Source organism: Streptococcus sp. DTU_2020_1001019_1_SI_AUS_MUR_006 (genome assembly GCF_032340315.1).
Taxonomy (GTDB): domain Bacteria; phylum Bacillota; class Bacilli; order Lactobacillales; family Streptococcaceae; genus Streptococcus.
Window position 1 is genome coordinate 1,443,202 of sequence record NZ_CP135436.1, and the last position, 23,522, is coordinate 1,466,723.

A 23,522-nucleotide genomic window follows, 5' to 3' on the forward strand; every position below is an offset into this window, starting at 1 on the left:
TTCGAATAAACACAGTTTATTTGATTCTTTTCTGTAAGTATCTTACTGAAACCTTGCGATTGCAAGGTTTTTCTTTTTCTGAACCCCTTAAAATTTAAGGAGGAAACGGTATGAATCCAAATTGTAAAAAACGCATGGGTGCTATTCGCTTGGAAACCATGAAAGTAGTGTCTCAAAAGGAAATCGCACCAGCAATCTTTGAACTCGTACTTCAAGGAGAAATGGTTGAAGCTATGAAAGCTGGACAATTTCTACATTTGCGTGTACCTGATGATGCCCATCTCTTGCGTCGTCCGATTTCAATCTCGTCTATAGATAAGGCTAAAAAACAATGCCATCTTATTTATCGTATCGAAGGTTCTGGTACAGCAATTTTTTCAACCTTAAAAACAGGTGATAGCTTAGATGTTATGGGACCTCAAGGAAATGGATTTGATTTGTCTGATTTAGACAAGCAGAGTCATGTTCTCCTAGTCGGTGGTGGAATTGGTGTTCCTCCTTTACTTGAAGTAGCTAAACAATTAGATGAACGTGGTGTAGATGTCACAACAGTTCTAGGATTTGCTACTAAAGATGCAGTTATTTTGGAAGATGAATTAGCCCAATACAGTAAAGTCTTTGTAACGACTGATGATGGTTCTTATAGAACCCAAGGAAATGTATCGGTAGTGATTAATGAATTTGATAACGAATTTGATGCCATCTACTCATGTGGTGCACCTGGTATGATGAAATACATCAATCAAACATTTTACGACCATCCAAGAGCTTATCTATCACTAGAATCCCGCATGGCCTGTGGTATGGGAGCTTGCTACGCTTGCGTATTGAAAGTACCAGATAGTGAAACAGTTAGTCAACGTGTATGTGAAGATGGGCCTGTATTTAAAACAGGAACAGTTGTTTTATAAGGAGAGTGTCATGACTACAAATCGATTACAAGTTTCTCTACCAGGCTTAGAATTAAAGAATCCTATCATTCCTGCTTCAGGATGTTTTGGCTTTGGTCAAGAATATGCCAAATACTATGATTTAGACCTTTTAGGCTCTATCATGATTAAGGCGACTACCCTAGAACCCAGGTTTGGAAATCCAACTCCACGAGTGGCAGAAACACCTGCTGGTATGTTGAATGCCATTGGTCTACAAAATCCAGGACTAGATGCCGTTCTCTCTGAAAAATTACCTTGGTTGCAAAGAGAGTATCCCAATCTCCCTATAATCGCAAATGTGGCTGGATTTTCAAAGCAAGAATACGCAGCAGTTTCTAGTGGTATTTCCAAGGCACCTAACGTGAAAGCCATTGAGCTCAATATTTCTTGTCCAAACGTTGATCATGGGAATCACGGACTTTTGATTGGGCAAGACCCAGATTTGGCTTATGATGTGGTAAAAGCAGCCGTAGGGGCATCAGATGTGCCAGTTTACGTTAAATTGACACCAAGTGTTACTGACATCGTAACCATTGCTAAAGCTGCAGAAGATGCTGGAGCTAGTGGACTCACCATGATCAATACCCTTGTAGGGATGCGTTTTGATCTCAAAACTAGAAATCCGATTATTGCAAATGGGACAGGTGGCATGTCTGGACCTGCAGTATTTCCTGTAGCCCTAAAACTAATCCGTCAAGTAGCTCAAACAACTAATCTTCCAATCATTGGTATGGGAGGAGTGGATTCAGCTGAAGCTGCCTTAGAAATGTATCTGGCTGGTGCATCAGCTATCGGAGTGGGTACAGCAAACTTTACGAATCCTTATGCCTGTCCTGATATTATCGAAAATCTACCAAAGGTCATGGATAAGTACGGGATCGAAAGTCTAGAAATGTTGCGAAATGAAGTCAAAGAAAGTTTACTTTAAGTTTTATATGCTGAATTCAGTCTAAATTGTTTTGAAAGCGCCATTTTTTTGGTATAATAAATACTATGATTATTACAGTACCTATTAAAACAGAAAAAGATATTGCAACACCAGGACCAAACGTCCTTGTACTTGGTTATTTTGATGGAGTTCATCTTGGACATCAAAAATTATTTGATATAGCTTCTAACATTGCCGCTGAAAAGCGCCAGGGAGTAGCTCTAGTAACTTTTAACGAATCACCAAAGCTAACTCTGAATCAATACTCACCTGAACATTTATTGCATATTTTGAATGCTAGTGAACGTGAACGTAGATTGAAGAGAGCTGGAGTTGAGAGCTTGTATTTGATGGATTTCACTAGTCGAGTAGCAAATATGACTGCAAAAGAATTCATTGATACCTACGTTAAGGAAGCAAAGGCAGATACGATTGTAGTTGGTTTTGACTATACTCTTGGTTCAGATAGAAAAACAGCTGAGGATTTAAAAGAACTTTTCCATGGCGAAGTGGTTGTTGTTCCACCAGTTGAGGACGAAAAGGGGAAAATTAGTTCAACGCGCATTCGCCAAGCCATTCTAGAAGGAGATGTAAAAGAGGCAGGCAAACTTTTGGGATTCCCTTTACCAACGAGAGGTGTAGTGGTTCACGGAAATGCTCGAGGTCGAACTATTGGCTTCCCAACAGCTAATCTAGTCAACTTGGATCGGACATATATGCCAGCTGATGGTGTTTATGCTGTTGACGTTGAAATTCAAAGAAAAGTCTATCGTGGTATGGCGAGTCTAGGTAAAAATGAAACCTTTGATGGTGAAGAAGAGCGTTTTGAAGTTCATATCTTTGATTTTTCTGACGATATCTATGGGGAAACTGTCATCGTTTCCTGGTTGGACCGTATCCGTGATATGGTAAAATTTGATAGCGTTGATCAATTGGTTAAGCAACTAGAAGAAGATGAAAAGATAGCAAGAAAATAAAATCAAAAAATAGTAGAGTTTGGGATTTTCTCAAACTCTTTTTTTATTTGTATTTTTAGCTTAAGTTTGGGGAATCATCATAACTATTATAGTAGGCTAAATAAAGAATAGTTCATTTCGACTTCTAAAACATTGCTAGAAATTGATTTGACTTTCCTAACCTCTCTATTCATATCTTATTTCAATCCACTATATTTAACTTAAATCAACATTTTTAAATTAAAACTGACAAGTAGCTATATAAAAATTAGAGTATTATGAATAGAATAAATCTTTTCTACTTTTGTTTCCGGACATCCTAGACTCTGATAAACTTTTTTAAACTATATGTTTATTCAAATTTTAAACAAGATAATCTTTAGATTTCCTTTTTCTTCCTTTTAGTCTTATAGTCTTTGTTTTATTGAATGTCTATCTTGAATTTTTGAGTATCATTAAAGGTTATGCTATACTAGAAATATGTTAGATTTGGAGAAATATGGTGTGATCATGTGGGAAGAGGACAAGATTCTCTCTTTCCGTCAAAAATTATTAGCTTGGTATGACGAAAACAAGCGGGATTTACCCTGGAGACGAAGCAAGAATCCTTATCATATCTGGGTATCTGAAATTATGTTGCAGCAGACTCGAGTTGATACCGTCATTCCCTATTATGAGCGTTTTTTGGACTGGTTTCCGACCGTAGAAAGCTTAGCAAATGCTCCTGAGGAGCGCTTATTAAAAGCCTGGGAAGGACTTGGCTATTATTCTCGTGTCCGCAATATGCAAACAGCTGCTCAACAGATTATGAATGAATTTGAAGGTAAGTTCCCGTCTACTTACGAAGGTATTTCAAGCTTGAAAGGGATAGGTCCTTATACAGCTGGTGCAATTTCTAGTATTGCCTTTAATCTTCCCCAGCCTGCAGTAGATGGCAATGTCATGCGTGTTTTGGCTCGTCTATTTGAAGTCAATCATGATATTGGAAATCCTAGCAATCGCAAGATTTTTCAAGCGATGATGGAAGTTCTAATAGATCCTGATCGTCCAGGTGATTTCAATCAGGCACTGATGGATTTAGGTTCAGATATTGAGGCTCCTGTTAATCCAAGACCGGAGGAGAGTCCTGTTAAGGACTTCAGTGCTGCTTACCAACATGGGAGCATGGATCGCTATCCCATTAAGGCTCCAAAGAAAAAGCCAATTCCTATTTTTCTAAAGGCTCTTGTAGTGCAAAATAGTCAGGGTCAGTTTCTATTAGAGAAGAATGAGAGTGAAAAACTCTTGGCTGGATTTTGGCATTTTCCCTTGATTGAAGTTGATGAATTCTCAGACCAAACTCAAGACTTGGATCTTTTCAGTCAAGTAGCGGAGCCAATTCTAGAACTGGGCCCATCTCCACAGGAGAGTTTTGAACAGGACTATGATCTTGAAGTTGATTGGCAAGATCTACGTTTTGAAGAGGTTAAGCACATTTTTAGCCATCGAAAATGGCATATCCAGATAATTGCAGGGCGAGTTGCTGAGTCGCAGGAATACGCTGATAGAGAAGTCCTTTGGTTAAGTCCAGAAGAATTTAGCAATTATCCCCTAGCCAAACCTCAGCAAAAGATCTGGCAAGCCTACTTGAAAAGAAGCTGCTAGCATCGGTCTTGCGTGTCTTCTTTACATTTTTTTGGTATAATGAGATAAGGAAAAAGGTGACTAAATGAAAAAAATACTAATTGTAGATGATGAAAAACCCATCTCAGATATTATAAAATTTAATATGACCAAGGAAGGTTATGAAGTTGTAACTGCTTTTAATGGTCGTGAAGCACTTGAACAATTTGAAGCTGAGCAACCAGATATTATTATCTTGGATTTGATGCTTCCAGAGATTGATGGACTTGAGGTCGCAAAAACTATTCGTAAGACAAGTAGTGTTCCTATTATCATGCTTTCAGCAAAGGATAGCGAATTTGATAAGGTTATTGGGCTTGAGCTTGGGGCGGATGACTATGTAACCAAGCCATTTTCAAATCGTGAACTACAGGCTCGTGTTAAAGCTCTTCTCCGTCGTACAGATCTTGTTTCAGTTGATAACCAAGAACCTGAAACGAAATTACAAAGTTTGCAGATTGGCGATTTGGAGATTTTACCAGATGCCTACGTGGCTAAGAAATATGGTGAAGAGTTAGATTTAACCCACCGTGAATTCGAACTCTTGCATCATTTAGCTTCTCATCTTGGACAAGTTATTACCCGAGAACATCTTCTTGAAACCGTTTGGGGATATGACTATTTTGGGGATGTCCGTACAGTAGATGTAACCATTCGACGCTTGCGTGAGAAGATTGAAGATACACCAAGCAGACCTGAATACATCCTAACTCGTCGTGGAGTAGGATATTATATGAGAAATAATGATTGAAGTAATTAGACAAACAATTTTGACGAGCGACTTTATCTTTATCCTCATCTTAATTGGCTTTATTCTGTTAGTGTCTTTTCTCTTGCTTGAGAGTCGTCGTGATAATATTCGTTTGAGGCAGATCAATCAGAAAATAAAAGATTTGATTGATGGTGATTATTCTCAGGTTTTGGATATGCAGGGAAGCTCAGAGATAACTAATATCACTAACAATCTTAATGATTTGTCTGAAGTCATTCGTCTGACTCAAGAAAATCTGGAACAAGAGAGTAAAAGGTTGCATAGTATCCTGTCCTACATGACAGATGGAGTGCTTGCAACCAACCGTCGTGGGCAAATCATCATGATCAATGATATGGCCAAGAGACAACTTGGAGTTGAAAGGGATGATGCTCTTAATCAAAATATCTTAGAGTTACTCAAGATTGAAGAAGAGTATGAGCTGAGAGAACTTATTACTCAGAGCCCTGAGCTGATGATTTATTCGCAGAATCTTAATGGCGAATATATCAGTTTGCGCGTTCGTTTTGCCTTGATTCGTAGAGAGTCTGGCTTTATCTCTGGTTTAGTAGCAGTTCTACATGATACGACTGAACAAGAGAAGGAAGAACGTGAGAGAAGGCTTTTCGTTTCGAACGTTAGTCATGAGTTGCGTACCCCTTTGACAAGTGTAAAATCCTATTTGGAGGCCTTGGACGAAGGAGCGCTGACAGAACCAGTTGCTCCAGATTTTATCAAGGTTTCTTTGGATGAAACCAACCGTATGATGCGGATGGTGACGGATCTCTTGCATCTATCACGGATTGACAACGCAACTAGTCACTTAGATGTTGAATTGATTAACTTTACGGCCTTTATCACCTTTATCCTTAATCGTTTTGATAAAATGAAAAGTCAAGATGAGGAGAAGAAGTACGAGTTGGTGAGAGACTATCCGATTACTTCTGTTTGGATTGAGATTGATACAGATAAGATGACCCAGGTGATTGACAATATCCTGAATAACGCTATCAAGTATTCACCAGATGGTGGAAAAATCACTGTTAACATGAAAACTACAGATGATCAGATGATTTTATCTATTTCAGATCAAGGACTTGGGATTCCTAAAGAAGATTTACCAAAGATTTTTGACCGTTTTTATAGGGTTGATAAGGCTAGAAGTCGTGCTCAAGGAGGAACAGGACTAGGATTGGCTATCGCCAAGGAAATCATCAAGCAACATAAGGGATTTATCTGGGCTAAGAGTGAGTATGGCAAGGGATCTACCTTTACTATCGTACTTCCATACGATAATGATGCCGTGAAAGAAGAGATTTGGGAGGATGAACTAGAAGACTAGAATGAGTGATATCGGTTTTAAATACAGTATTTTAGCATCGGGGTCCAGTGGAAATTCATTTTACTTGGAAACACCAAAAAAGAAAATTTTAGTAGATGCAGGACTATCTGGTAAAAAAATTACAAGCCTATTGAGTGAAATCAATCGTAAACCAGAGGATTTGGATGCTATCTTGATTACGCATGAGCATTCAGACCATATCCACGGCGTGGGCGTTCTGGCTCGTAAGTACGGCATGGATCTTTATGCTAATGAGAAGACCTGGCAGGCTATGGAAAATAGTAAGTATCTCGGTAAGATTGACTCGTCTCAAAAGCATATTTTCGAGATGGGAAAAACTAAAACCTTTGGCGACATCGATATCGAAAGTTTCGGTGTGAGTCATGATGCAGTAGCGCCCCAGTTTTATCGTTTTATGAAGGATGATAAGAGTTTTGTCATGCTGACGGATACGGGCTATGTTAGTGATCGCATGGCTGGCATTGTCGAGAATGCAGATGGCTATCTGATCGAGTCAAATCATGATGTGGAAATCCTGCGAGCAGGATCTTACGCATGGCGACTCAAACAACGCATCCTGTCTGACCTTGGTCACCTCTCAAACGAGGATGGAGCAGACGCCATGATTCGTACACTAGGTAATCGTACCAAGAAGATTTACCTAGGCCATTTGTCCAAGGAAAATAATATCAAAGAGCTGGCTCACATGACCATGGTCAATCAGTTAGCTCAAGCAGATCTGGGAGTAGGAGTAGACTTTCAAGTTTACGATACTTCACCAGATACTGCAACACCATTGACTGAGATATAGAGGCTCTTTGTCAACTGTAGTGGGTTGAATAAAAACTAACATCTGGAGAGGACAATTGATGTCCTCTTCATTTTTATATTCAGAGCGATGAAAATTCGTTTCTTAAAGTTGTCAAAGTTCCGAAATCCAAAGGCATTTCGTTTGATAAGTTTAACGAGATTATTGGTCGCTTCCAATTTGGCGTTGGAATAGGGTAGTTGAAGGGCGTTGACAATTTTCTCTTTGTCCTTGAGAAATGTCTTAAAGACAGTCTGAAAAAGAGGATGAACCTGTTTAAGATTGTCCTCAATGAGTCCGAAAAATTTGTCTGGCTCCTTGTTCTGAAAGTGAAAAAGCAAGAGCTGATAGAGATTATAGTGGTGTCTCAAGTCTTCTGAATAGCTCAAAAGCTTGTCTAGAATCTCCTTATTTGTTAAGTGCATGCGAAAAGTAGGGCGATAAAAACGTTTATCACTTAGTTTACGACTATCCTGTTGAATGAGCTTCCAGTAGCGCTTGATAGCTTTGTATTCATGGGATTTTCTATCAAATTGATTCATGATTTGAACACGGACACGACTCATAGCACGGCTAAGATGTTGCACAATGTGAAAACGATCTAGAACGATTTTAGCATAAGGAAAAAGCTGTTTAGCCAAGTTATAGTAAGGACTAAACATATCCATAGTAATGATTTTCACCTGACAGCGAACCGCTCTATCGTAGCGAAGAAAGTGATTGCGGATGATAGCTTGTGTTCTGCCTTCAAGAACAGTGATGATGTTGAGATTATCAAAATCTTGTGCAATGAAACTCATTTTTCCCTTAGTGAAGGCATACTCGTCCCAGGACATAATCTCAGGAAGACGAGAAAAATCATGCTTAAAGTGGAAATCATTGAGCTTTCGAATGACAGTTGAAGTTGAAATGGATAGCTGATGGGCAATATCAGTCATAGAAGTCTTTTCAATTAACTTTTGCGCAATTTTTTGGTTGATAATACGAGGAATTTGATGATTCTTCTTGACGATAGAAGTCTCAGCGACCATCATTTTCGAGCAATGATAGCACTTGAATCGACGCTTTCTAAGGAGGATTCTAGTAGGCATACCAGTTGTTTCAAGATAAGGAATTTTCGACGGTTTTTGAAAGTCATATTTTTTCATTTGACTTCCACAATCAGGACAAGATAGAGCATCGTAGTCCAGTTTGGCGATGATTTCCTTGTGTGTATCCATATTGATGATATCTACAATCTTGATGTTTGGGTCTTTAATATCAAGGAGTTTTGTGATAAAATGTAATTGTTCCATATGAATCTTTCTAATGAGTTGTTTTGTCGCTTTTCATTATAGGTCATATGGGACTTTTTTTCTACAACAAAATAGGCTCCATAATATCTATAGGGGATTTACCCACTACAAATATTATAGAGCCGATATAGAAAGGAACGCCGAGAGGTGTTCTTTTTATATTGACTGGGTTCTTAAAAAGTAATACTATGGTATTACCAATAATTCTAGGAGAATAAACATGCCGACTATTACATTAAAAGTTTCCGAAGCAGATAAAACATTTATGAAAGCCATGGCTAAGTTTGAAGGAGTTTCTCTATCCGAGTTGATACGAACAAAAACTTTAGAAGCTTTAGAGGATGAATATGATGCTCGTGTAGCAGATTTAGCTTATCAAGAGCATTTAGAAGACTTGGAAAAAGGACTTAAACCCATTACTTGGGAAGAAATGATGCATAATCTAGGTCTGGAGGAAGATTAACTTGTACAAGCTAGTTCCAACAAGACGATTTATCAAACAACTAAAGAAATTAGATCGTTATACGCAGATACTAATTAAAAAGTATCTAGAAAATAACGTTTTAGAGGATCCAAGAAGGCATGGGAAAGCTTTGGTGGGGAATCCATGTGGGCAATGGCGGTACCGGATTGGTAATTATCGAGTTATTGTGCACATTGTAGATGATGAACTGATAGTCTCTACTCTGGAAGTTGGTCATCGTAGAGATATTTATTAGAAATCCCATTAAACTATTTTATTTACTTTTTATAACAAGAGGAGTTTACAGATTGCAGAACAAGTGGAAGATAAAGGCCTATTACGATACTAGTATTATAATATTAGCTTTAATATCAGTTGTTTTAGTCATACTTGGTTTTACAGATTTAATTGATCTTGAGAAACCTCCATACAGTATTATAGACTTAGTCATATGGTTTGTTTTTCTTGTCGATTATATTTGGAGATTTAGTATTTCCAAAAGTAAATGGTCATTTATTATAAACAACATTTTTGACTTGCTTGCAATTCTTCCTTTGAATGCTATTTTTACAGTTTTTCGTTTAGGGAGGATCTTCCGTCTTGCACGCTTAACAAAGTTAGTAAAACTAACTCGGTTATTAAGAATTATAGGTCTTACTGGCAAATTAGAGAAAAAGCTAAAAATTTTTCTAAGAACAAATGGATTAATTTACATTCTGTATGTCAATTTGTTTATTGTTCTAGTTGGTAGTTCAATCTTATCAGTTGTTGAAGATAAGACATTTTCTGATAGTGTATGGTGGTCACTTGTTACTGTTACAACTGTTGGATATGGGGATATTGTTCCAAGTAGCCTATTTGGGAAATGGCTAGCTGTATTATTGATGCTAGTTGGAATTGGAACAATAGGAATGCTAACAAGTTCTTTAACTAATTTTTTTGTTAAGGATGAATCTAAAACTCAAATAAATCTTGATAAACTTTATAAGGAAATTGAGAATCAAAGACAATTAATAGAATCACAAGATAAAAAGCTTGAGGAGCTGAATCAGATGGTTAAAGAATTGCTGAAAAAAAGTTAGCAAACAAATAGTTCTTCAACAGTCTATAAAATCAAAAAACGCATAATATCAGGTGTTCATAAACCTTGATATTATGCGTTTTAACATGAAAAAAATTATTGGATTATCTCCTAAAATTCAATTTAAACTAAGTTTCTTACAATTCTGCAAATTCTTTGATTTCTTGTGCTGACATTGAAGAGTCGCAACGGACATTGATTTGTCCATCTGCAATGTGAACAAAGCCTGGTACAGTTGGGATTCCGTAGCGTGAGCGGAAGTCTTGTAAAGCTTCAAGTTGACTTGGTTCTTCGCTATTGATGAAGTAGATGTGCGCTTTAGTTTCAGCCACCACACCAGCCAATGTACCAGCAAATTTACGGCAGTAAGGACAAGTTTTGCGTCCGATGAAGAAAGTTGCTGTTTCTTGCTTGTCAAGTGCTTCTTGAGCACGCGATACAGTTGTCACTTCAAGATCTTTGATGTTTTCTAAAAATTGTTCCATGAGATTACCTCGCTTTCATTGATATGTCTAGTATGCCATAAAGTTTCTAAAATTGCTTAGATTTGATACGCGAATAGATGGTGGTGCAGAAATCAGTAGACTAAGTCTGATTTTCTAGTCCTATATTTCTGTGTCATTAAAGATATAGAAACTGAAGTTTCGGTCAAAAGAGTAAAAAGAAGACATAATCTCTTTGTTCACATCTTATTTCAATCCACTATATAGTCAGTTTTTACTTTATCATCAAAAATAAAGGTCAGGAATTTTCCCGACCTTTATATAGTTGCTTATTTTACAAAAGCATTGATTTCTGCTTCGATGTTAGCAATCTTAGCTTGTGATTCTTCGTTGCTTTCACCTACAACTGCAATGTAGAACTTGATTTTTGGTTCTGTACCTGAAGGGCGAACGGCGATCCATGAACCGTCAGCAAGTGTGTATTTCAACACATCACTTGGAGGAGTAGTTAAGGCTGTTACAGTGCCATCAGCGGCAGTAGATGTTTGTGCTTTAAAGTCTTCAACGACAGTGATAGTTGTTGCATTCCATTCTTTTGGAGCATTGTTACGGAATTTAGCCATAATCGCTTTGATTTGTTCAGCACCGTCAACACCAGAAAGAGTAACAGAGATAGTCTTTTCAGCGTAGTAGCCATATTCTTTGTAGATTTCTTCGATACCATCAGCAAGTGTCAAACCACGAGAGCGGTAGTAGGCAGCAAGTTCAGCAACGACAAGAACTGCTTGGATTGCATCTTTATCGCGAACGAATGGTTTAATCAAGTAACCGAAGCTTTCTTCAAACCCCATCATGTAAGTGTGATTGTGTTTTTCTTCGAATTCTTGGATTTTTTCAGCGATAAATTTGAAACCAGTCAAGACGTTGAACATAGTTGCACCGTAGCTTTCAGCAATCTTAGTTACCAAGTCAGTTGATACGATAGATTTGCAAAGAGCTGCGTTTTCTGGAAGTGTCCCAGCATTTTTGTGGGCTTCCAAAATGTATTTTGCCATGATGGCACCGATTTGGTTCCCTGAAAGGTTAAGGTAGCTACCATCTTTTTGAAGAACTTCAACACCAACACGGTCAGCGTCAGGGTCAGTTGCAACAAGAACATCAGCGCCTACTTGGCGACCAAGTTCTTCTGCAAGAGCAAAGGCTGCTTGACTTTCTGGGTTTGGAGATTTAACAGTTGAGAAGTCTGAGTCTGGAGTTGCTTGAGCTTCAACGACTTGAACAGAGTCAAATCCTGCTTGAGCAAGAGCACGACGAGCCAACATTTCACCAGTACCGTGAAGTGGTGTATAGACAATCTTCATGTCTTTACCAAATTCTTCAATCAAGGCTGGGTTGATGTTTACGTCCTTAACCTCTTTAAGGTATTCTACGTCAACAGCTTCACCGATGACTTCAATCAAACCAGATGCTTTTTCAGCTTCCACATCAGCAACTTCAACTGCAAATGGATTTTCGATAGCACGGATGTAAGTTGTCAAAGCATCAGCATCGTGTGGAGGCATTTGACCACCGTCTTCTCCGTAAACCTTGTAACCATTAAATGGAGCAGGGTTGTGGCTAGCAGTAATCATGATACCTGCGAAGCAGTTGAGGTGACGAACTGCAAATGAGAGTTCTGGAGTTGGACGAAGGCTTTCAAATACGTAAGATTTGATACCATGTTTGGCAAGAACTGCTGCAGATTCAAAGGCAAACTCAGGTGAGAAGTGACGGCTATCATAGGCAATCGCAACACCACGTTCTTTTTCATTTCCACCTTTTGACTCAATCAAACGAGCCAAACCTTCAGTTGCTTGACGAACAACGTAGATATTAATGCGGTTAGTCCCAGCACCAATCAATCCACGCATACCTGCAGTACCAAACTCAAGATTTGTATAGAATGCGTCTTCCTTAGTTTTTTCATCCATATTTTCCAAATCATGACGAAGATAGTCTGGAAGTTCTGCGAAATCAACCCATTTTTGGTAGTTTTCTTGGTAAGACATAGGAAATCTCCTTTAATATATAATCTAATCGCTTACATTATATCACGATTTGAAGTTTTAGTAAAACGTTAGCATGAGTTTCTGAAAAAGTTATGAAATAGAGCTAAACCACAAGTCTTGAATGGCTTAGAGAAACATGCTATACTAACTGTATGATTATTTTACAAGCTAATAAAATTGAACGTTCTTTTGCAGGAGAGGTTCTTTTTGATAATATAAACCTACAAGTGGATGAAAGAGACCGAATTGCCCTCGTTGGAAAAAATGGTGCAGGAAAGTCTACATTACTCAAGATATTGGTTGGAGAAGAGGAGCCAACCACTGGTGAAATCAATAAGAAAAAAGATATTTCCCTCTCTTATCTCGCACAGGATAGTCGCTTTGAGTCTGAAAACACTATTTACGATGAAATGCTACATGTATTTGATGACTTGCGTCGTACTGAAAGACAACTTCGACAGATGGAGTTGGAAATGGGGGAAAAGACTGGTGCAGAATTAGACAAACTTATGTCTGACTATGATCGCCTATCAGAAAATTTCCGTCAGGTTGGAGGATTTACCTATGAAGCCGATATTCGCTCTATCTTAAATGGTTTCAAGTTTGACGAATCTATGTGGCAGATGCGAATCGCTGAGCTTTCCGGTGGTCAAAATACCCGTCTAGCGCTAGCCAAAATGCTTCTTGAAAAGCCTAATCTCTTGGTCTTGGACGAGCCGACTAACCACCTAGATATTGAAACTATTGCCTGGTTAGAAAACTATTTGGTCAACTACAGTGGTGCCTTGATTATCGTCAGCCATGACCGTTATTTCCTCGATAAGGTTGCGACCATAACACTCGACTTAACCAAACATTCTTTAGATAGATATGTAGGAAACTACTCAAGTTTTGTGGAGCAGAAGGAACAGAAGCTCGCAACTGAAGCCAAAAACTACGAAAAGCAGCAGAAGGAAATTGCTGCCTTAGAAGACTTTGTTAACCGAAATCTTGTTCGAGCATCGACAACCAAACGAGCCCAATCTCGACGCAAACAATTAGAAAAAATGGAGCGTTTGGACAAGCCTGAAGCTGGGAAAAAGTCAGCTAATATGACCTTCCATTCTGATAGGGTATCTGGTAATGTCGTTTTGACAGTTGAAAATGCTGCTATTGGCTATGATGGTGAAATCTTATCAGAGCCAATCAACCTTGATCTTCGTAAGATGAATGCCATTGCTATAGTTGGTCCTAACGGTATTGGAAAATCAACCTTTATAAAATCCATTGTGGACCAGATTCCCTTTATCAAGGGTGAGAAGCGCTTTGGTGCTAATGTTGAGGTTGGTTACTATGACCAGACTCAGAGTAAACTGACACCGAGCAATACAGTCTTAGACGAACTCTGGAATGATTTCAAGCTGACTCCTGAACTAGAAATTCGTAATCGTCTAGGTGCCTTCCTATTCTCAGGTGACGATGTTAAAAAATCAGTTGGAATGCTCTCAGGTGGTGAGCGAGCTCGTTTGCTTCTGGCAAAACTTTCCATGGAAAACAACAACTTCTTGATCCTCGATGAGCCCACAAACCACTTAGACATCGATAGCAAGGAAGTCTTGGAAAATGCCCTGATTGACTTTGATGGGACTTTACTTTTTGTTAGCCATGACCGTTACTTTATCAACCGAGTGGCCACTCATGTGCTGGAATTATCTGAGAATGGCTCAACTCTTTATCTAGGTGATTATGACTATTATGTTGATAAAAAAGCAGAGCTAGTAGCTAGTCAAGTGGAAGAAGCGGCAGCTGTTAACCAAGAAAAAGAAGTTTCTCCAGTTAATGACTACCAAGCACAAAAAGAGAGTCAAAAAGGACTGCGTAAATTGATGAGAAAAATTGAAAGTCTTGAGACAGAAATAGAAGAACTGGAAACTCAAGCCCAAGCTATCTCTGAACAAATGCATACCACCAATGATGCAGATGAACTCATGCAATTACAAGCAGAACTGGATAAAATTAGCCATCGTCAGGAAGAAGCTATGTTGGAGTGGGAAGAATTGTCGGAGCAGGTGTAAGATGGAAAGGAATGTAATATTTTGTTTAAGATAAATTGGGATGATGCTTCTTATCATAATAATTCAGAAAAAAAAGAAAAAGATGTAGATACTTTTGTATTTTATTTAAATGATTGGAATGATTATAATTATTTAATAACATATACTGTTTGCTATTATGATCAAAATTTGCAAGAGATACTTTTGGGAAACTATAGGATTTATAATCATAAAATAGAAGAACAAAAAGAGAGAAAGTTCGTCTTCTTTCAAATTGAAAATGATATATCAGAAAATAATTTTTATATTTTTGATAGTAATAATCAAATAGAATCCTTAAATAAGATGTATTATTCGTTAGCTCAGAATATTTCTTTTTACCAAAAATTATATAATTTAGGTTCAGAATATTATGAGAAGTTTTTGAAAGTATTTCGAGATTTAACAGTTACAACTTTACCTGAAGAAATTAAAGAGAATGAAGGAGTAAAGTATGCTCTCTTAAGAAATGATGGAACAACAAAAAGTGCGGAAATTATTAATTTAAATGAATTCCTCAAAGAAATTGATGAAAATTTGAATATTGGAAATTTTTCTGAAGATAATTCAGTTACGACCATATTTCAAAAGTTTATAAAAGATGAGACTTTTGAGAGGTATGAGAGATTATTCAATCAGATAAAACTTTTTAGTACTTGGAGTAAAGATTATCTTACTTCTATTCTTAAGAAAATAATTGAAGAGATTAAAAACTATGGAAGTAATCAACAATTAAACGAGGAACAACTAGAATGTTTTATAAAATATCTTAATAATAACAAAACCGAATTAGACCGTGATTTATATTTAGATAAAGAACCTATCAAAGAGATTAAAGAAGCGGTTGAATGCATAAAAGATTTTTTAAGGATTGACCTAGAAAATTTTTCTGTAGATTATAACTTAGTTCATTATACCTCTCTCTCTACACTTGATGTTTTGGTGAAGAAAAGCCAAAATACTGAAAATAATTATTCCAGATTGAGATTGAGCAATGCTAGGCAATTAAATGATCCTACCGAAGGTTCTGTCTTTTTAAATCAGGTTGGATTTGATTTGGATACATTGTCGCAACTAGACTATGAACCGACAAATATTTTTTTATCCTCTATGTCAAAATCTTCGGATGAAAATGGTTTAAGTGATAGTTTACCAATGTGGAAACAATATGCCGATAATGCAACCGGAATTTGTCTCACCTATGATAGAGATTATTTAAAAAGTTTAATTAAGAAGAAATCAGATACTGATGGTTCTAAAGTAGAATTCTATCGAGTGTGCTATACTAAAGAATTAGAATCTGATGATAATAAAGCTATTTTAGAACAAATTAACAAAATAAAAAACAAGCTTAAAGAAATCGATTTGAAGGATTCTCTAGGCAGAATATTGTTAGAATTTGATATAGTTAGATATTTATTTAAAGGATCTGAGTATGAATATGAGCAAGAATATAGACTGATTAAAGAATGTAATGATGACGAAATCCAAATTGAAAAATATGGAGAAATGAAAGTTCCAAGACTGTTCACTTATCTGAGTGAGGAACTAAAATATTCAAAAATTAAACTTGGTCCTAAATGCGATGATATTGATTTTATTGCTCCCTATATAAAATACGTTGATCGAAATATTGAAGTAACTAAGTCACAAATTTCTTATCGTTAATTTAAAGTGTTTTATTTTTGAAAAAGGGGAGTAAATAATGGAACATCTTGGAAAAGTATTTCGTGAATTTCGAACAAGTGGAAATTATTCTTTAAAGGAGGCAGCAGGGGAGTCCTGTTCAACCTCTCAGTTATCTCGCTTTGAGCTTGGGGAGTCTGACCTAGCAGTCTCACGTTTCTTTGAGATTTTGGATAACATTCATGTCACAATCGAAAATTTCATGGATAAGGCTAGGGATTTCCATAATCATGAACATGTTTCTATGATGGCACAAATTATACCTCTTTACTACTCAAATGATATTGCAGGTTTTCAAAAGCTTCAAAGGGAACAACTTGAAAAGGCTAAGAGTTCGACGAATCCCCTTTATTTTGAGCTGAACTGGATTTTATTACAAGGTCTGATTTGTCAAAGAGATGATAGCTTTAGTATGAAGCAAAGTGCGTTGGATAAGGTGGCAGATTATCTTTTCCAAACAGATGAATGGACCATGTATGAGTTGATTCTCTTTGGCAATCTCTATAGCTTCTATGATGTTGACTATGTTGCTCGACTTGGTAGAGAAGTGATGGAGAGGGAAGAATTTTATCAAGAAATTGGTCGCCATAGAAAACTGGTCTTGATTTTAGCACTTAATTGTTACCAGCATTGTTTAGAGCATCTTTCTTTTGAAAATGCAAGCTATTTTGAGATTTATACAGAGAAGATTATTGGTAAAGGGATCAAACTGTATGAGCGTAATATTTTCCATTATCTAAAAGGCTTTTCCTTGTACCAAAAAGGACAGTGTAAAGAAGGCTGTAAGCAGATGAAAGAGGCCATGCGTATTTTTGACCTACTAAGTCTTCCAGAGCAAGTAGCCTACTATCAGGAACATTACGAGAAATTTGTCAAAGATTAATTTTCCCAAATAAGGGAAAAATGAGAAACTCCTTCAAGTTTTGATACAATAGTTTCAAAATTTGAGAGGAGTTTTTATGAATCGATATGCAGTACAGTTGATTAGTCGTGGAGCTATTAACAAACTAGGAAATATGCTCTATGATTATGGGAATAGTGTTTGGTTAGCATCGATGGGAACGATTGGGCAAACCGTTCTAGGGATTTATCAGATCTCTGAACTCGTTACATCCATACTAGTTAATCCCTTTGGAGGCGTGATTTCAGACCGTTTTTCGCGTCGCAAGATTTTGATGACAACAGACTTGGTTTGTGGGATTCTCTGTCTGGCCATTTCTTTTATCAGAAATGATAGCTGGATGATTGGCGCTTTGATCTTTGCTAATATTGTTCAGGCCATTGCCTTTGCATTTTCCCGCACTGCCAATAAAGCTATCATAACGGAAGTTGTAGCAAAGGACGAGATAGTGACCTATAACTCTCGCTTGGAGTTAGTTTTACAGGTTGTAGGAGTCAGTTCTCCGGTGCTTTCTTTCCTTGTTTTACAATTTGCAAGTCTCCATCTGACGCTCTTATTAGATGCTTTGACCTTTTTCATCGCTTTTGCCCTAGTCGCTTTACTTCCCAAAGAAGAACCAAAGGTTCAAGAGCAGAAGAGTTTTACAGGGAAAGATATTTTTGCAGATATCAAAGATGGCTTGCACTATATCTGGCATCAAAAAGAAATTTTCTTTCTCTTGTTAGTGGCTTCCAGTGTGAATTTCTTTTTTGCAGCTTTTGAGTTTTTGCTCCCTTTTTCAAATAAACTTTATGGTGTAGACGGAGCCTATGCAACTATCTTAACCATGGGTGCAATTGGCTCAATCGTCGGAGCACTGATTGCAAATAAATTTAAATCCAGTATGAATACACTTTTGTTCTTATTGATTCTCACAGGAGTAGGAGTTTTCATGATGGGCTTACCACTGCCTAATTTTCTCACTTTTTCAGGAAACCTAGTTTGTGAATTATTTATGACAATTTTTAATATTCACTTCTTTACTCAGGTACAAACTAAGGTTGATGGAGACTATCTGGGGAGAGTATTGAGTACCATTTTTACACTAGCGATTCTCTTTATGCCGATTGCGAAAGGTGTAATGACATTTTTACCAAGTGTGCAATTAGTTTCCTTTTTAATTATCGGACTTGGAGTTATTTTACTTTCGTTGATATCGATAGTCTATATTCAAAGACGGAAGAAGGATTCGAGTGAGAAAAACCAAAATTGAAGATAAAATTGAGTAAATCTTTTCATTATAAAATGTATCGTATCAGTTCATTGAAGTCTTTGAACTGCACCCCAAAAGTTAGACATAAAAATCTAACTTTTGGGGTATTTTTATTATGAAATTAACTTATGATGATAAAGTTCAAATCTATGAACTTAGAAAACAAGGATATAGCTTAGAGAAGCTTTCAAATAAATTTGGGATAAACAATTCTAATATTAGGTACATGATTAAATTGATTGATCGTTACGGAATAGAATTCGTCAAAAAAGGAAAAAATCGTTACTATTCTCCTGATTTAAAACAAGAAATGATTAATAAAGTCTTACATGAAGGCTGGACTAAAGATAGAGTTTCACTTGAATACGGCCTCCCAAGTCGTACGATACTTCTTAATTGGCTAGCACAATACAAGAAAAACGGGTATACTATTGTTGAGAAAACAAGAGGGAGAGTACCTAAAATGGGACGTAAGCCAAAAACGAGACCTGAAGAGAGGACAGAATTAGAACGTCTTCAAGCAGAAAATGAGTACCTGAGAGCGGAGAATGCTATCCTAAAAAAGTTAAGAGAACTCCAATTGAAGGAGGAAAAAGAGAAAGAAGAAAGACAGAAATTGTTCAAGAATTAATGACTGAGTTTTCGTTAGATATTCTTCTAAAAGCCATTAAACTAGCTCGTTCGACCTACTACTATCACTTGAAACAGCTAGACAAACCAGATAAGGACCAAGAGCTTAAAGCTAAAATTCAATCCATTTTTATCGAACATAAGGGAAATTATGGTTATCGTCGGATTCATTTAGAACTAAGAAATCGTGGATATCTGGTAAATCATAAAAGAGTTCAACGCTTGATGAAAGTACTCAATTTACAAGCTAAAATGCGACAGAAACGAAAATATTCTTCTCATAAAGGAGACGTTGGCAAGAAGGCAGATAATCTTATTCAACGCCAATTTGAAGCAACCAAACCAATGGAAAAGTGTTATACGGATGTGACAGAGTTTACCATTCCAAATAGCACTCAGAAACTCTATTTATCGCCCGTTTTAGATGGTTTCGACAGCGAAATCATCGCTTATCATCTTTCTACTTCACCGAACTTGGAACAAGTGAAGAGCATGTTAAAACAGGCCTTCACAGAGAAGTACTATGAGAATACGATTCTCCATAGTGACCAAGGATGGCAATACCAACACGATTTTTATCATCATTTTTTAAAGAATAAGGGAATCCAACCATCTATGTCACGTAAGGGGAATAGCCCAGATAACGGTATGATGGAATCTTTCTTTGGCATTCTTAAGACTGAAATGTTTTATGGTTATGAGAATACGTTTCAGTCACTTGAGCACTTGGAACAAGCTATTGTAGACTATATTGATTACTACAACAACAAACGAATTAAGGTAAAACTAAAAGGACTTAGTCCTGTACAATACAGAACTAAATCCTTTGCTTAAATTAATTGTCTAACTTTTTGGGATCAGTACATCTTGATATTATACGTTTTTTTAATTTTAAAGACTTTTTAACTATTTTCTACGATTTGTTAAACTTATCAAGGTTAAAAAAATGCTACAAGACAGTAGACATCCTGAAGTTTCTACCTTATTTTTAATACTAATTGAGTTATAAAAGGGCATGCTCAAATAACACCTCATCTGTATACAATAAAATGGACTAGGTAATCATTTTAGGGAATTGACCGATTACAATAGTATAGATCCGTGAATGCCATCTGGTTCAGTCTTTTTTCTGTTAATGTAGTATAATAAAGGGTGTAGGGATTCTATTTTTTAAAAGGATTTTTCTAAGAACGAAACTCCAATTAGAAAGAGGAGAAGCATGAAGCAATCACTTGAATTTTTAAGAAAAAGAATCACCGATAAGATGCCCTTAGAGGATATGGTAGCAATCTTTGAAGACTTGTGTCGTGAGCCTATTGAGGATGAGATGATTTTATTTGAAACAGGGACATTTACAGCTATATCTGATAAGCCCTTGTTTCAACTATCCTTAGTAAGGCAAGCTCCAAATGAAAAGGAAGAGTTTTATCAGGTTCACCTTGATATTTTCTATGAAGCTAGTCAAGACAATCAAATCTTTAGTGAATCGACCTGGGATGAAGATTTAGAGGAAAATATTTTTGACTACATTAGAAATTCAGAAGTATTTGCCTATGCTAAAGAGCAGGAATACCTAGCAGTCAAAATGTATCTTGAAGAAACTTAAGAAAAGGTAGTAATATGTTTGATTTTTTTAAGAAAGCAACACACAAAAAACTTGAAATCAATCTCCACAACAATTCAATGATTATTAACGGAACCAGCTTAGCTTTTCCTTTGTCCTTGAAAGATATTGAAGCTGTATTGGGGAAGCCTGACCAGGTTGTCAAAAGAGATAATAAGTTTATTAAATACATTTATGATAAAGCTGGAATTGTATTTGAACATTCTTTCTCAATTAATAATCATTTAAAAAAATGTAAGACCTACATTGATGAGGAACATTTGATTTCTACTGTTTTCCTCTACTATGGCGATGTTGTAAAATCTATGACTGGAGAGAAAGAATTACCAAAGCAACCATGCCAAGCTGTGGTATTATCAGATGGAAAATCTCCTTATTTCTTTTCTGATAGACAGAGAGTAGGGGATTTTAACTTAATTTTATGGACCCCTTACGGAAGAAATTTTAATGGAATTCCAGAGACCATCACAGACACACTATCTATTTCCTACTTTCCAGAGTTCAAACATGAACGGGAAAGTTACAAATTAAAAGAAACTGACGAAGAAGTGTTACGCTTTGATAATATAAATTTTAAATTAGCTATTATCCAGGTCTTGATGTACGATTTACGAGTACTGAAACCCTTCTTTGACATCTATGATTTTGCGGATGAATTTAGTGAACTGGAAATCGATACAGAAAGTATGGAGATTATTCAGCCAGCACTTGAATATATGATAGATCTTCCGATACCCAAAAAATATGCCGAACAAGTCCAAGAAATTTATATGGATGGCGGAAATGAAATTTATCTGAATTTGATTCCTCAGTGGGACGGTGAAGATGATGGTTTTGATCTAAATGAAGTTAGTCTTAAAGAACTGCAACAGTTTCCAAATCTGAAGCAAGCGACTATCATAAGCAGTAATTTTGAACATGTCAAAGAAACGTTCGACATGCAAGGGGTTCAAGTGAAGTTATTATAATTGTCGCATTTATCTGGATAAATCATAAATGGATGGGATAAGTTCTTTAAGAATAAGGGTTAAAAAAGGAAAGAAATCTGGTGTCGGAAAATGAACATTCTTGATCTTAATTCTAATCAGAAAGATACGATATTGTTAATCCACCCTATGTTATCTTCTGCTCAAGGGATGAAGTCCCTCATTGCAGATCAGATGGGGCAAGAGTTTAGATATATTATTCCGGATTTGTCTGCGCATGGGCGATCAGCTTCGGATACTTACGAGTCAGCTATTAAGGAAAGCCAGATGATCTATAATTATCTAAAAGATCATCAGATAAAAGACCTGCGTTTAGGCTTTGGTGCATCCTTGGGTGGAGTTGTATTACTGCAATTATTGAATTACAAGGACATCAGGTTTGGGGAACTTGTTTTTGAAGGGGTTAGTTTATGGACAAATGCGCCCTTGCTAGATGTATTTACTAGGTATTTATTGTTAATAAAGCATAGAAAAGCTTTGCGAAATAGAGATATAGCTGTTCGTAAGATGGTTTCACTTTATGGAGAAAAAGGAGAGATGATGGCGGATTCTTTCATTGCTATGGATGAAGAAAGCATCAGACATATTTCCCATGATTGTGCCTTTGTAGCTTTGCCCAACCTTACACTAGAGGAACAAAAAAGTTGTGCCTTCTTTTATGGATCAAAAGAATTCGACTTGATAGCTGCTAAAAAAGTTCTCCCTAAAAAGTATCCTCATGCCACATTTCATATTTGGCAAGGATATGATCACTGTCGCAAGATCACAGAAAATCCGGTAGTTTACTGTAAATTATTAAAAGAAATGATTGTAAAGAAAAATACCAGTTTTAATGAGGTAACACATGACAAGCAAAAGATCTGATCTTGAACATTATAGAAATATGTTAAAACAACCTTGGGGAAAGATACAATATGAAATAACCTTTGCCCAACTTGCTCATCTGGAAGGTAAGAAAATTCTTGATTTTGGATCTGGATTTGGCTTGGTCAGTGAATTTCTCTCTCGCAAGAATCAAGTTATTTCTGTTGAACCTAATGAGGAAATGCTCTATGCCAACTCTTCCACATCCTATGAAAAATTGTGGGGAAGTATTGACTAACTCGCTTGTTTTATGGATAAATCCTTTGATCTTGTCCTTTGCCATAATGTTTTAGAATATATAGATCCTAATGACCGAAAAGACTATCTTCTGGAGTTCAAAAGAATTTTAAAAGATGATGGCTTGATTTCAATTATCAAGCATAATCAAGTTGGAAAAGTTCTACAAAGTGTTGTTTTTGCTAATGACATCAATCAGGCATTTTGCTTACTCAATGGTGAAAATTTTGAGAGCCTATCTTTTGCAAGTGGTTCTACTTATACGATTGAGGAATTATTAGCTTTGTCTGGTCTTAAATTAGAAAACTATTTGGGGATTCGAACATTTTACAGTCTACAACCAAATGAATTTAAGAGCAAAGAAAACTGGTTAGAAGAAATGACAAAGATTGAACTTGCAGTATGTGATTTAAAACCTTATAAAGATATTAGTTTTTTACAACATTTGTGGTTAAAAAAATAATAGAAGCATAGGTTTTGTTTTAAAGTAAAATAAAAACTGATGTATATGAAGAAAGAGTGAATGAGATGATTTCTTCAGTTTGTAACTTGATAAAATTT

At 36.5% G+C, this 23,522-nt stretch carries 21 protein-coding genes and 1 pseudogene; 19 read left to right on the plus strand and 3 right to left on the minus strand.

What is annotated here, in order from left to right; translation table 11 throughout:
- Positions 1-110: 110 nt before the first annotated feature.
- The 7 genes from RRU92_RS06955 (at position 111) to RRU92_RS06985 (ending at position 7,382) form a co-directional block, all read left to right on the plus strand.
- Positions 111-911 (plus strand): dihydroorotate dehydrogenase electron transfer subunit, encoded by an 801-nt coding sequence (locus tag RRU92_RS06955; RefSeq protein WP_315639093.1) that lies wholly within the window; start codon positions 111-113, stop codon positions 909-911.
- Complete coding sequence (locus tag RRU92_RS06960) at positions 874-1,860, plus strand: dihydroorotate dehydrogenase (RefSeq protein WP_315639094.1); 987 nt, start codon at positions 874-876, stop codon at positions 1,858-1,860. The genes RRU92_RS06955 and RRU92_RS06960 overlap by 38 nt, the downstream gene beginning before the upstream one ends.
- A 65-nt stretch (positions 1,861-1,925) precedes the next feature.
- Positions 1,926-2,837 carry a bifunctional riboflavin kinase/FAD synthetase gene (locus RRU92_RS06965; RefSeq protein WP_315639095.1) on the plus strand — a complete coding sequence of 304 codons (912 nt, stop codon included), beginning with the start codon at positions 1,926-1,928 and terminating at the stop codon, positions 2,835-2,837.
- 459 nt (positions 2,838-3,296) lie between these two features.
- The gene (gene mutY / locus RRU92_RS06970) at positions 3,297-4,460 is read left to right on the plus strand and encodes an A/G-specific adenine glycosylase (RefSeq protein WP_315639096.1); all 1,164 of its coding nucleotides are present in this window, start codon (positions 3,297-3,299) and stop codon (positions 4,458-4,460) included.
- A 64-nt stretch (positions 4,461-4,524) separates the two neighbouring features.
- Positions 4,525-5,229, plus strand: a complete 705-nt coding sequence (yycF, locus tag RRU92_RS06975) for a response regulator YycF (protein WP_049508493.1) — start codon at positions 4,525-4,527, stop codon at positions 5,227-5,229.
- A complete protein-coding gene (gene vicK / locus RRU92_RS06980; protein WP_153225530.1) occupies positions 5,222-6,571 on the plus strand; it encodes a cell wall metabolism sensor histidine kinase VicK in 1,350 nt (449 codons plus the stop codon). The genes yycF and vicK overlap by 8 nt, the downstream gene beginning before the upstream one ends.
- A gap of 1 nt (position 6,572) precedes the next feature.
- Complete coding sequence (locus tag RRU92_RS06985) at positions 6,573-7,382, plus strand: MBL fold metallo-hydrolase (RefSeq protein WP_315639097.1); 810 nt, start codon at positions 6,573-6,575, stop codon at positions 7,380-7,382.
- Positions 7,383-7,417: 35 nt separating this feature from the next.
- On the opposite strand, the gene RRU92_RS06990 is transcribed toward RRU92_RS06985, so the two are convergent.
- Positions 7,418-8,674, minus strand: a complete 1,257-nt coding sequence (locus RRU92_RS06990) for an ISL3 family transposase (protein ID WP_315639098.1) — start codon at positions 8,672-8,674, stop codon at positions 7,418-7,420.
- Between the two features lie 220 nt (positions 8,675-8,894).
- Here RRU92_RS06990 and relB point away from each other — a divergent pair, with 220 nt between their 5' ends.
- Genes relB through RRU92_RS07005 form a run of 3 tightly spaced genes read left to right on the plus strand, consistent with a single transcriptional unit; the run spans position 8,895 to position 10,219 of the window.
- A complete protein-coding gene (relB, locus tag RRU92_RS06995) occupies positions 8,895-9,137 on the plus strand; it encodes a type II toxin-antitoxin system RelB family antitoxin (RefSeq protein ID WP_248034299.1) in 243 nt (80 codons plus the stop codon).
- 1 nt (position 9,138) lies between these two features.
- On the plus strand, positions 9,139-9,393 hold the full coding sequence (locus tag RRU92_RS07000) for a type II toxin-antitoxin system RelE/ParE family toxin (RefSeq protein WP_315639101.1): 255 nt from the start codon (positions 9,139-9,141) through the stop codon (positions 9,391-9,393).
- Between the two features lie 52 nt (positions 9,394-9,445).
- Complete coding sequence (locus tag RRU92_RS07005) at positions 9,446-10,219, plus strand: potassium channel family protein (protein ID WP_315639103.1); 774 nt, start codon at positions 9,446-9,448, stop codon at positions 10,217-10,219.
- 136 nt (positions 10,220-10,355) lie between these two features.
- Here RRU92_RS07005 and RRU92_RS07010 read toward each other — a convergent pair whose 3' ends face one another.
- Positions 10,356-10,703, minus strand: coding sequence for a GxGYxYP domain-containing protein (locus RRU92_RS07010; RefSeq protein ID WP_315639104.1), 348 nt, complete (start codon positions 10,701-10,703; stop codon positions 10,356-10,358).
- Positions 10,704-10,990: 287 nt separating this feature from the next.
- Positions 10,991-12,709 carry a phospho-sugar mutase gene (locus RRU92_RS07015; protein ID WP_315639105.1) on the minus strand — a complete coding sequence of 573 codons (1,719 nt, stop codon included), beginning with the start codon at positions 12,707-12,709 and terminating at the stop codon, positions 10,991-10,993.
- Between the two features lie 152 nt (positions 12,710-12,861).
- On the opposite strand from RRU92_RS07015, the gene RRU92_RS07020 reads away from it, so the two are divergent.
- The 9 genes and pseudogenes from RRU92_RS07020 (at position 12,862) to RRU92_RS07060 (ending at position 23,424) form a co-directional block, all read left to right on the plus strand.
- Entirely contained in the window at positions 12,862-14,763 is a 1,902-nt protein-coding gene (locus RRU92_RS07020) for an ABC-F family ATP-binding cassette domain-containing protein (RefSeq protein ID WP_315639106.1), read from the plus strand.
- A 21-nt stretch (positions 14,764-14,784) separates the two neighbouring features.
- Positions 14,785-16,449: a DUF2971 domain-containing protein gene (locus RRU92_RS07025; RefSeq protein ID WP_315639107.1), complete on the plus strand. Its 1,665-nt coding sequence runs from the start codon at positions 14,785-14,787 to the stop codon at positions 16,447-16,449.
- Positions 16,450-16,486: 37 nt separating this feature from the next.
- Positions 16,487-17,350, plus strand: coding sequence for a MutR family transcriptional regulator (locus RRU92_RS07030; RefSeq protein ID WP_315639109.1), 864 nt, complete (start codon positions 16,487-16,489; stop codon positions 17,348-17,350).
- Positions 17,351-17,426: 76 nt separating this feature from the next.
- On the plus strand, positions 17,427-18,620 hold the full coding sequence (locus RRU92_RS07035; RefSeq protein ID WP_315639110.1) for an MFS transporter: 1,194 nt from the start codon (positions 17,427-17,429) through the stop codon (positions 18,618-18,620).
- Between the two features lie 115 nt (positions 18,621-18,735).
- Positions 18,736-20,084, plus strand: a protein-coding gene (locus RRU92_RS07040; RefSeq protein ID WP_315639112.1) for an IS3 family transposase whose coding sequence is annotated in 2 segments (ribosomal slippage) — positions 18,736-19,186 and positions 19,186-20,084 — 1,350 coding nt in all. Because the reading frame shifts where the segments join, the coding sequence is not laid out codon by codon here.
- Between the two features lie 385 nt (positions 20,085-20,469).
- Positions 20,470-20,856, plus strand: a complete 387-nt coding sequence (locus tag RRU92_RS07045) for a hypothetical protein (protein ID WP_315639114.1) — start codon at positions 20,470-20,472, stop codon at positions 20,854-20,856.
- Positions 20,857-20,870: 14 nt separating this feature from the next.
- Positions 20,871-21,842 carry a DUF6892 domain-containing protein gene (locus RRU92_RS07050; protein ID WP_315639115.1) on the plus strand — a complete coding sequence of 324 codons (972 nt, stop codon included), beginning with the start codon at positions 20,871-20,873 and terminating at the stop codon, positions 21,840-21,842.
- Between the two features lie 90 nt (positions 21,843-21,932).
- Positions 21,933-22,724, plus strand: coding sequence for an alpha/beta hydrolase (locus RRU92_RS07055; RefSeq protein ID WP_315639116.1), 792 nt, complete (start codon positions 21,933-21,935; stop codon positions 22,722-22,724).
- Positions 22,705-23,424: pseudogene (locus RRU92_RS07060) on the plus strand (class I SAM-dependent methyltransferase). Before RRU92_RS07055 ends, RRU92_RS07060 begins: the two are co-directional and overlap by 20 nt.
- Positions 23,425-23,522 lie beyond the last annotated feature (98 nt).

Bases quoted from the DNA above. Each gene is read 5' to 3' on its own strand.
- RRU92_RS06955 (WP_315639093.1), top strand. From the start codon at position 111: ATGAATCCAAATTGTAAAAAACGCATGGGTGCTATTCGCTTGGAAACC.
- RRU92_RS06960 (WP_315639094.1), top strand. From the start codon at position 874: ATGGGCCTGTATTTAAAACAGGAACAGTTGTTTTATAAGGAGAGTGTC.
- RRU92_RS06965 (WP_315639095.1), top strand. From the start codon at position 1,926: ATGATTATTACAGTACCTATTAAAACAGAAAAAGATATTGCAACACCA.
- mutY (WP_315639096.1), top strand. From the start codon at position 3,297: ATGTTAGATTTGGAGAAATATGGTGTGATCATGTGGGAAGAGGACAAG.
- yycF (WP_049508493.1), top strand. From the start codon at position 4,525: ATGAAAAAAATACTAATTGTAGATGATGAAAAACCCATCTCAGATATT.
- vicK (WP_153225530.1), top strand. From the start codon at position 5,222: ATGATTGAAGTAATTAGACAAACAATTTTGACGAGCGACTTTATCTTT.
- RRU92_RS06985 (WP_315639097.1), top strand. From the start codon at position 6,573: ATGAGTGATATCGGTTTTAAATACAGTATTTTAGCATCGGGGTCCAGT.
- RRU92_RS06990 (WP_315639098.1), bottom strand. From the start codon at position 8,674: ATGGAACAATTACATTTTATCACAAAACTCCTTGATATTAAAGACCCA.
- relB (WP_248034299.1), top strand. From the start codon at position 8,895: ATGCCGACTATTACATTAAAAGTTTCCGAAGCAGATAAAACATTTATG.
- RRU92_RS07010 (WP_315639104.1), bottom strand. From the start codon at position 10,703: ATGGAACAATTTTTAGAAAACATCAAAGATCTTGAAGTGACAACTGTA.
- RRU92_RS07015 (WP_315639105.1), bottom strand. From the start codon at position 12,709: ATGTCTTACCAAGAAAACTACCAAAAATGGGTTGATTTCGCAGAACTT.
- RRU92_RS07020 (WP_315639106.1), top strand. From the start codon at position 12,862: ATGATTATTTTACAAGCTAATAAAATTGAACGTTCTTTTGCAGGAGAG.
- RRU92_RS07030 (WP_315639109.1), top strand. From the start codon at position 16,487: ATGGAACATCTTGGAAAAGTATTTCGTGAATTTCGAACAAGTGGAAAT.
- RRU92_RS07035 (WP_315639110.1), top strand. From the start codon at position 17,427: ATGAATCGATATGCAGTACAGTTGATTAGTCGTGGAGCTATTAACAAA.
- RRU92_RS07045 (WP_315639114.1), top strand. From the start codon at position 20,470: ATGAAGCAATCACTTGAATTTTTAAGAAAAAGAATCACCGATAAGATG.
- RRU92_RS07050 (WP_315639115.1), top strand. From the start codon at position 20,871: ATGTTTGATTTTTTTAAGAAAGCAACACACAAAAAACTTGAAATCAAT.
- RRU92_RS07055 (WP_315639116.1), top strand. From the start codon at position 21,933: ATGAACATTCTTGATCTTAATTCTAATCAGAAAGATACGATATTGTTA.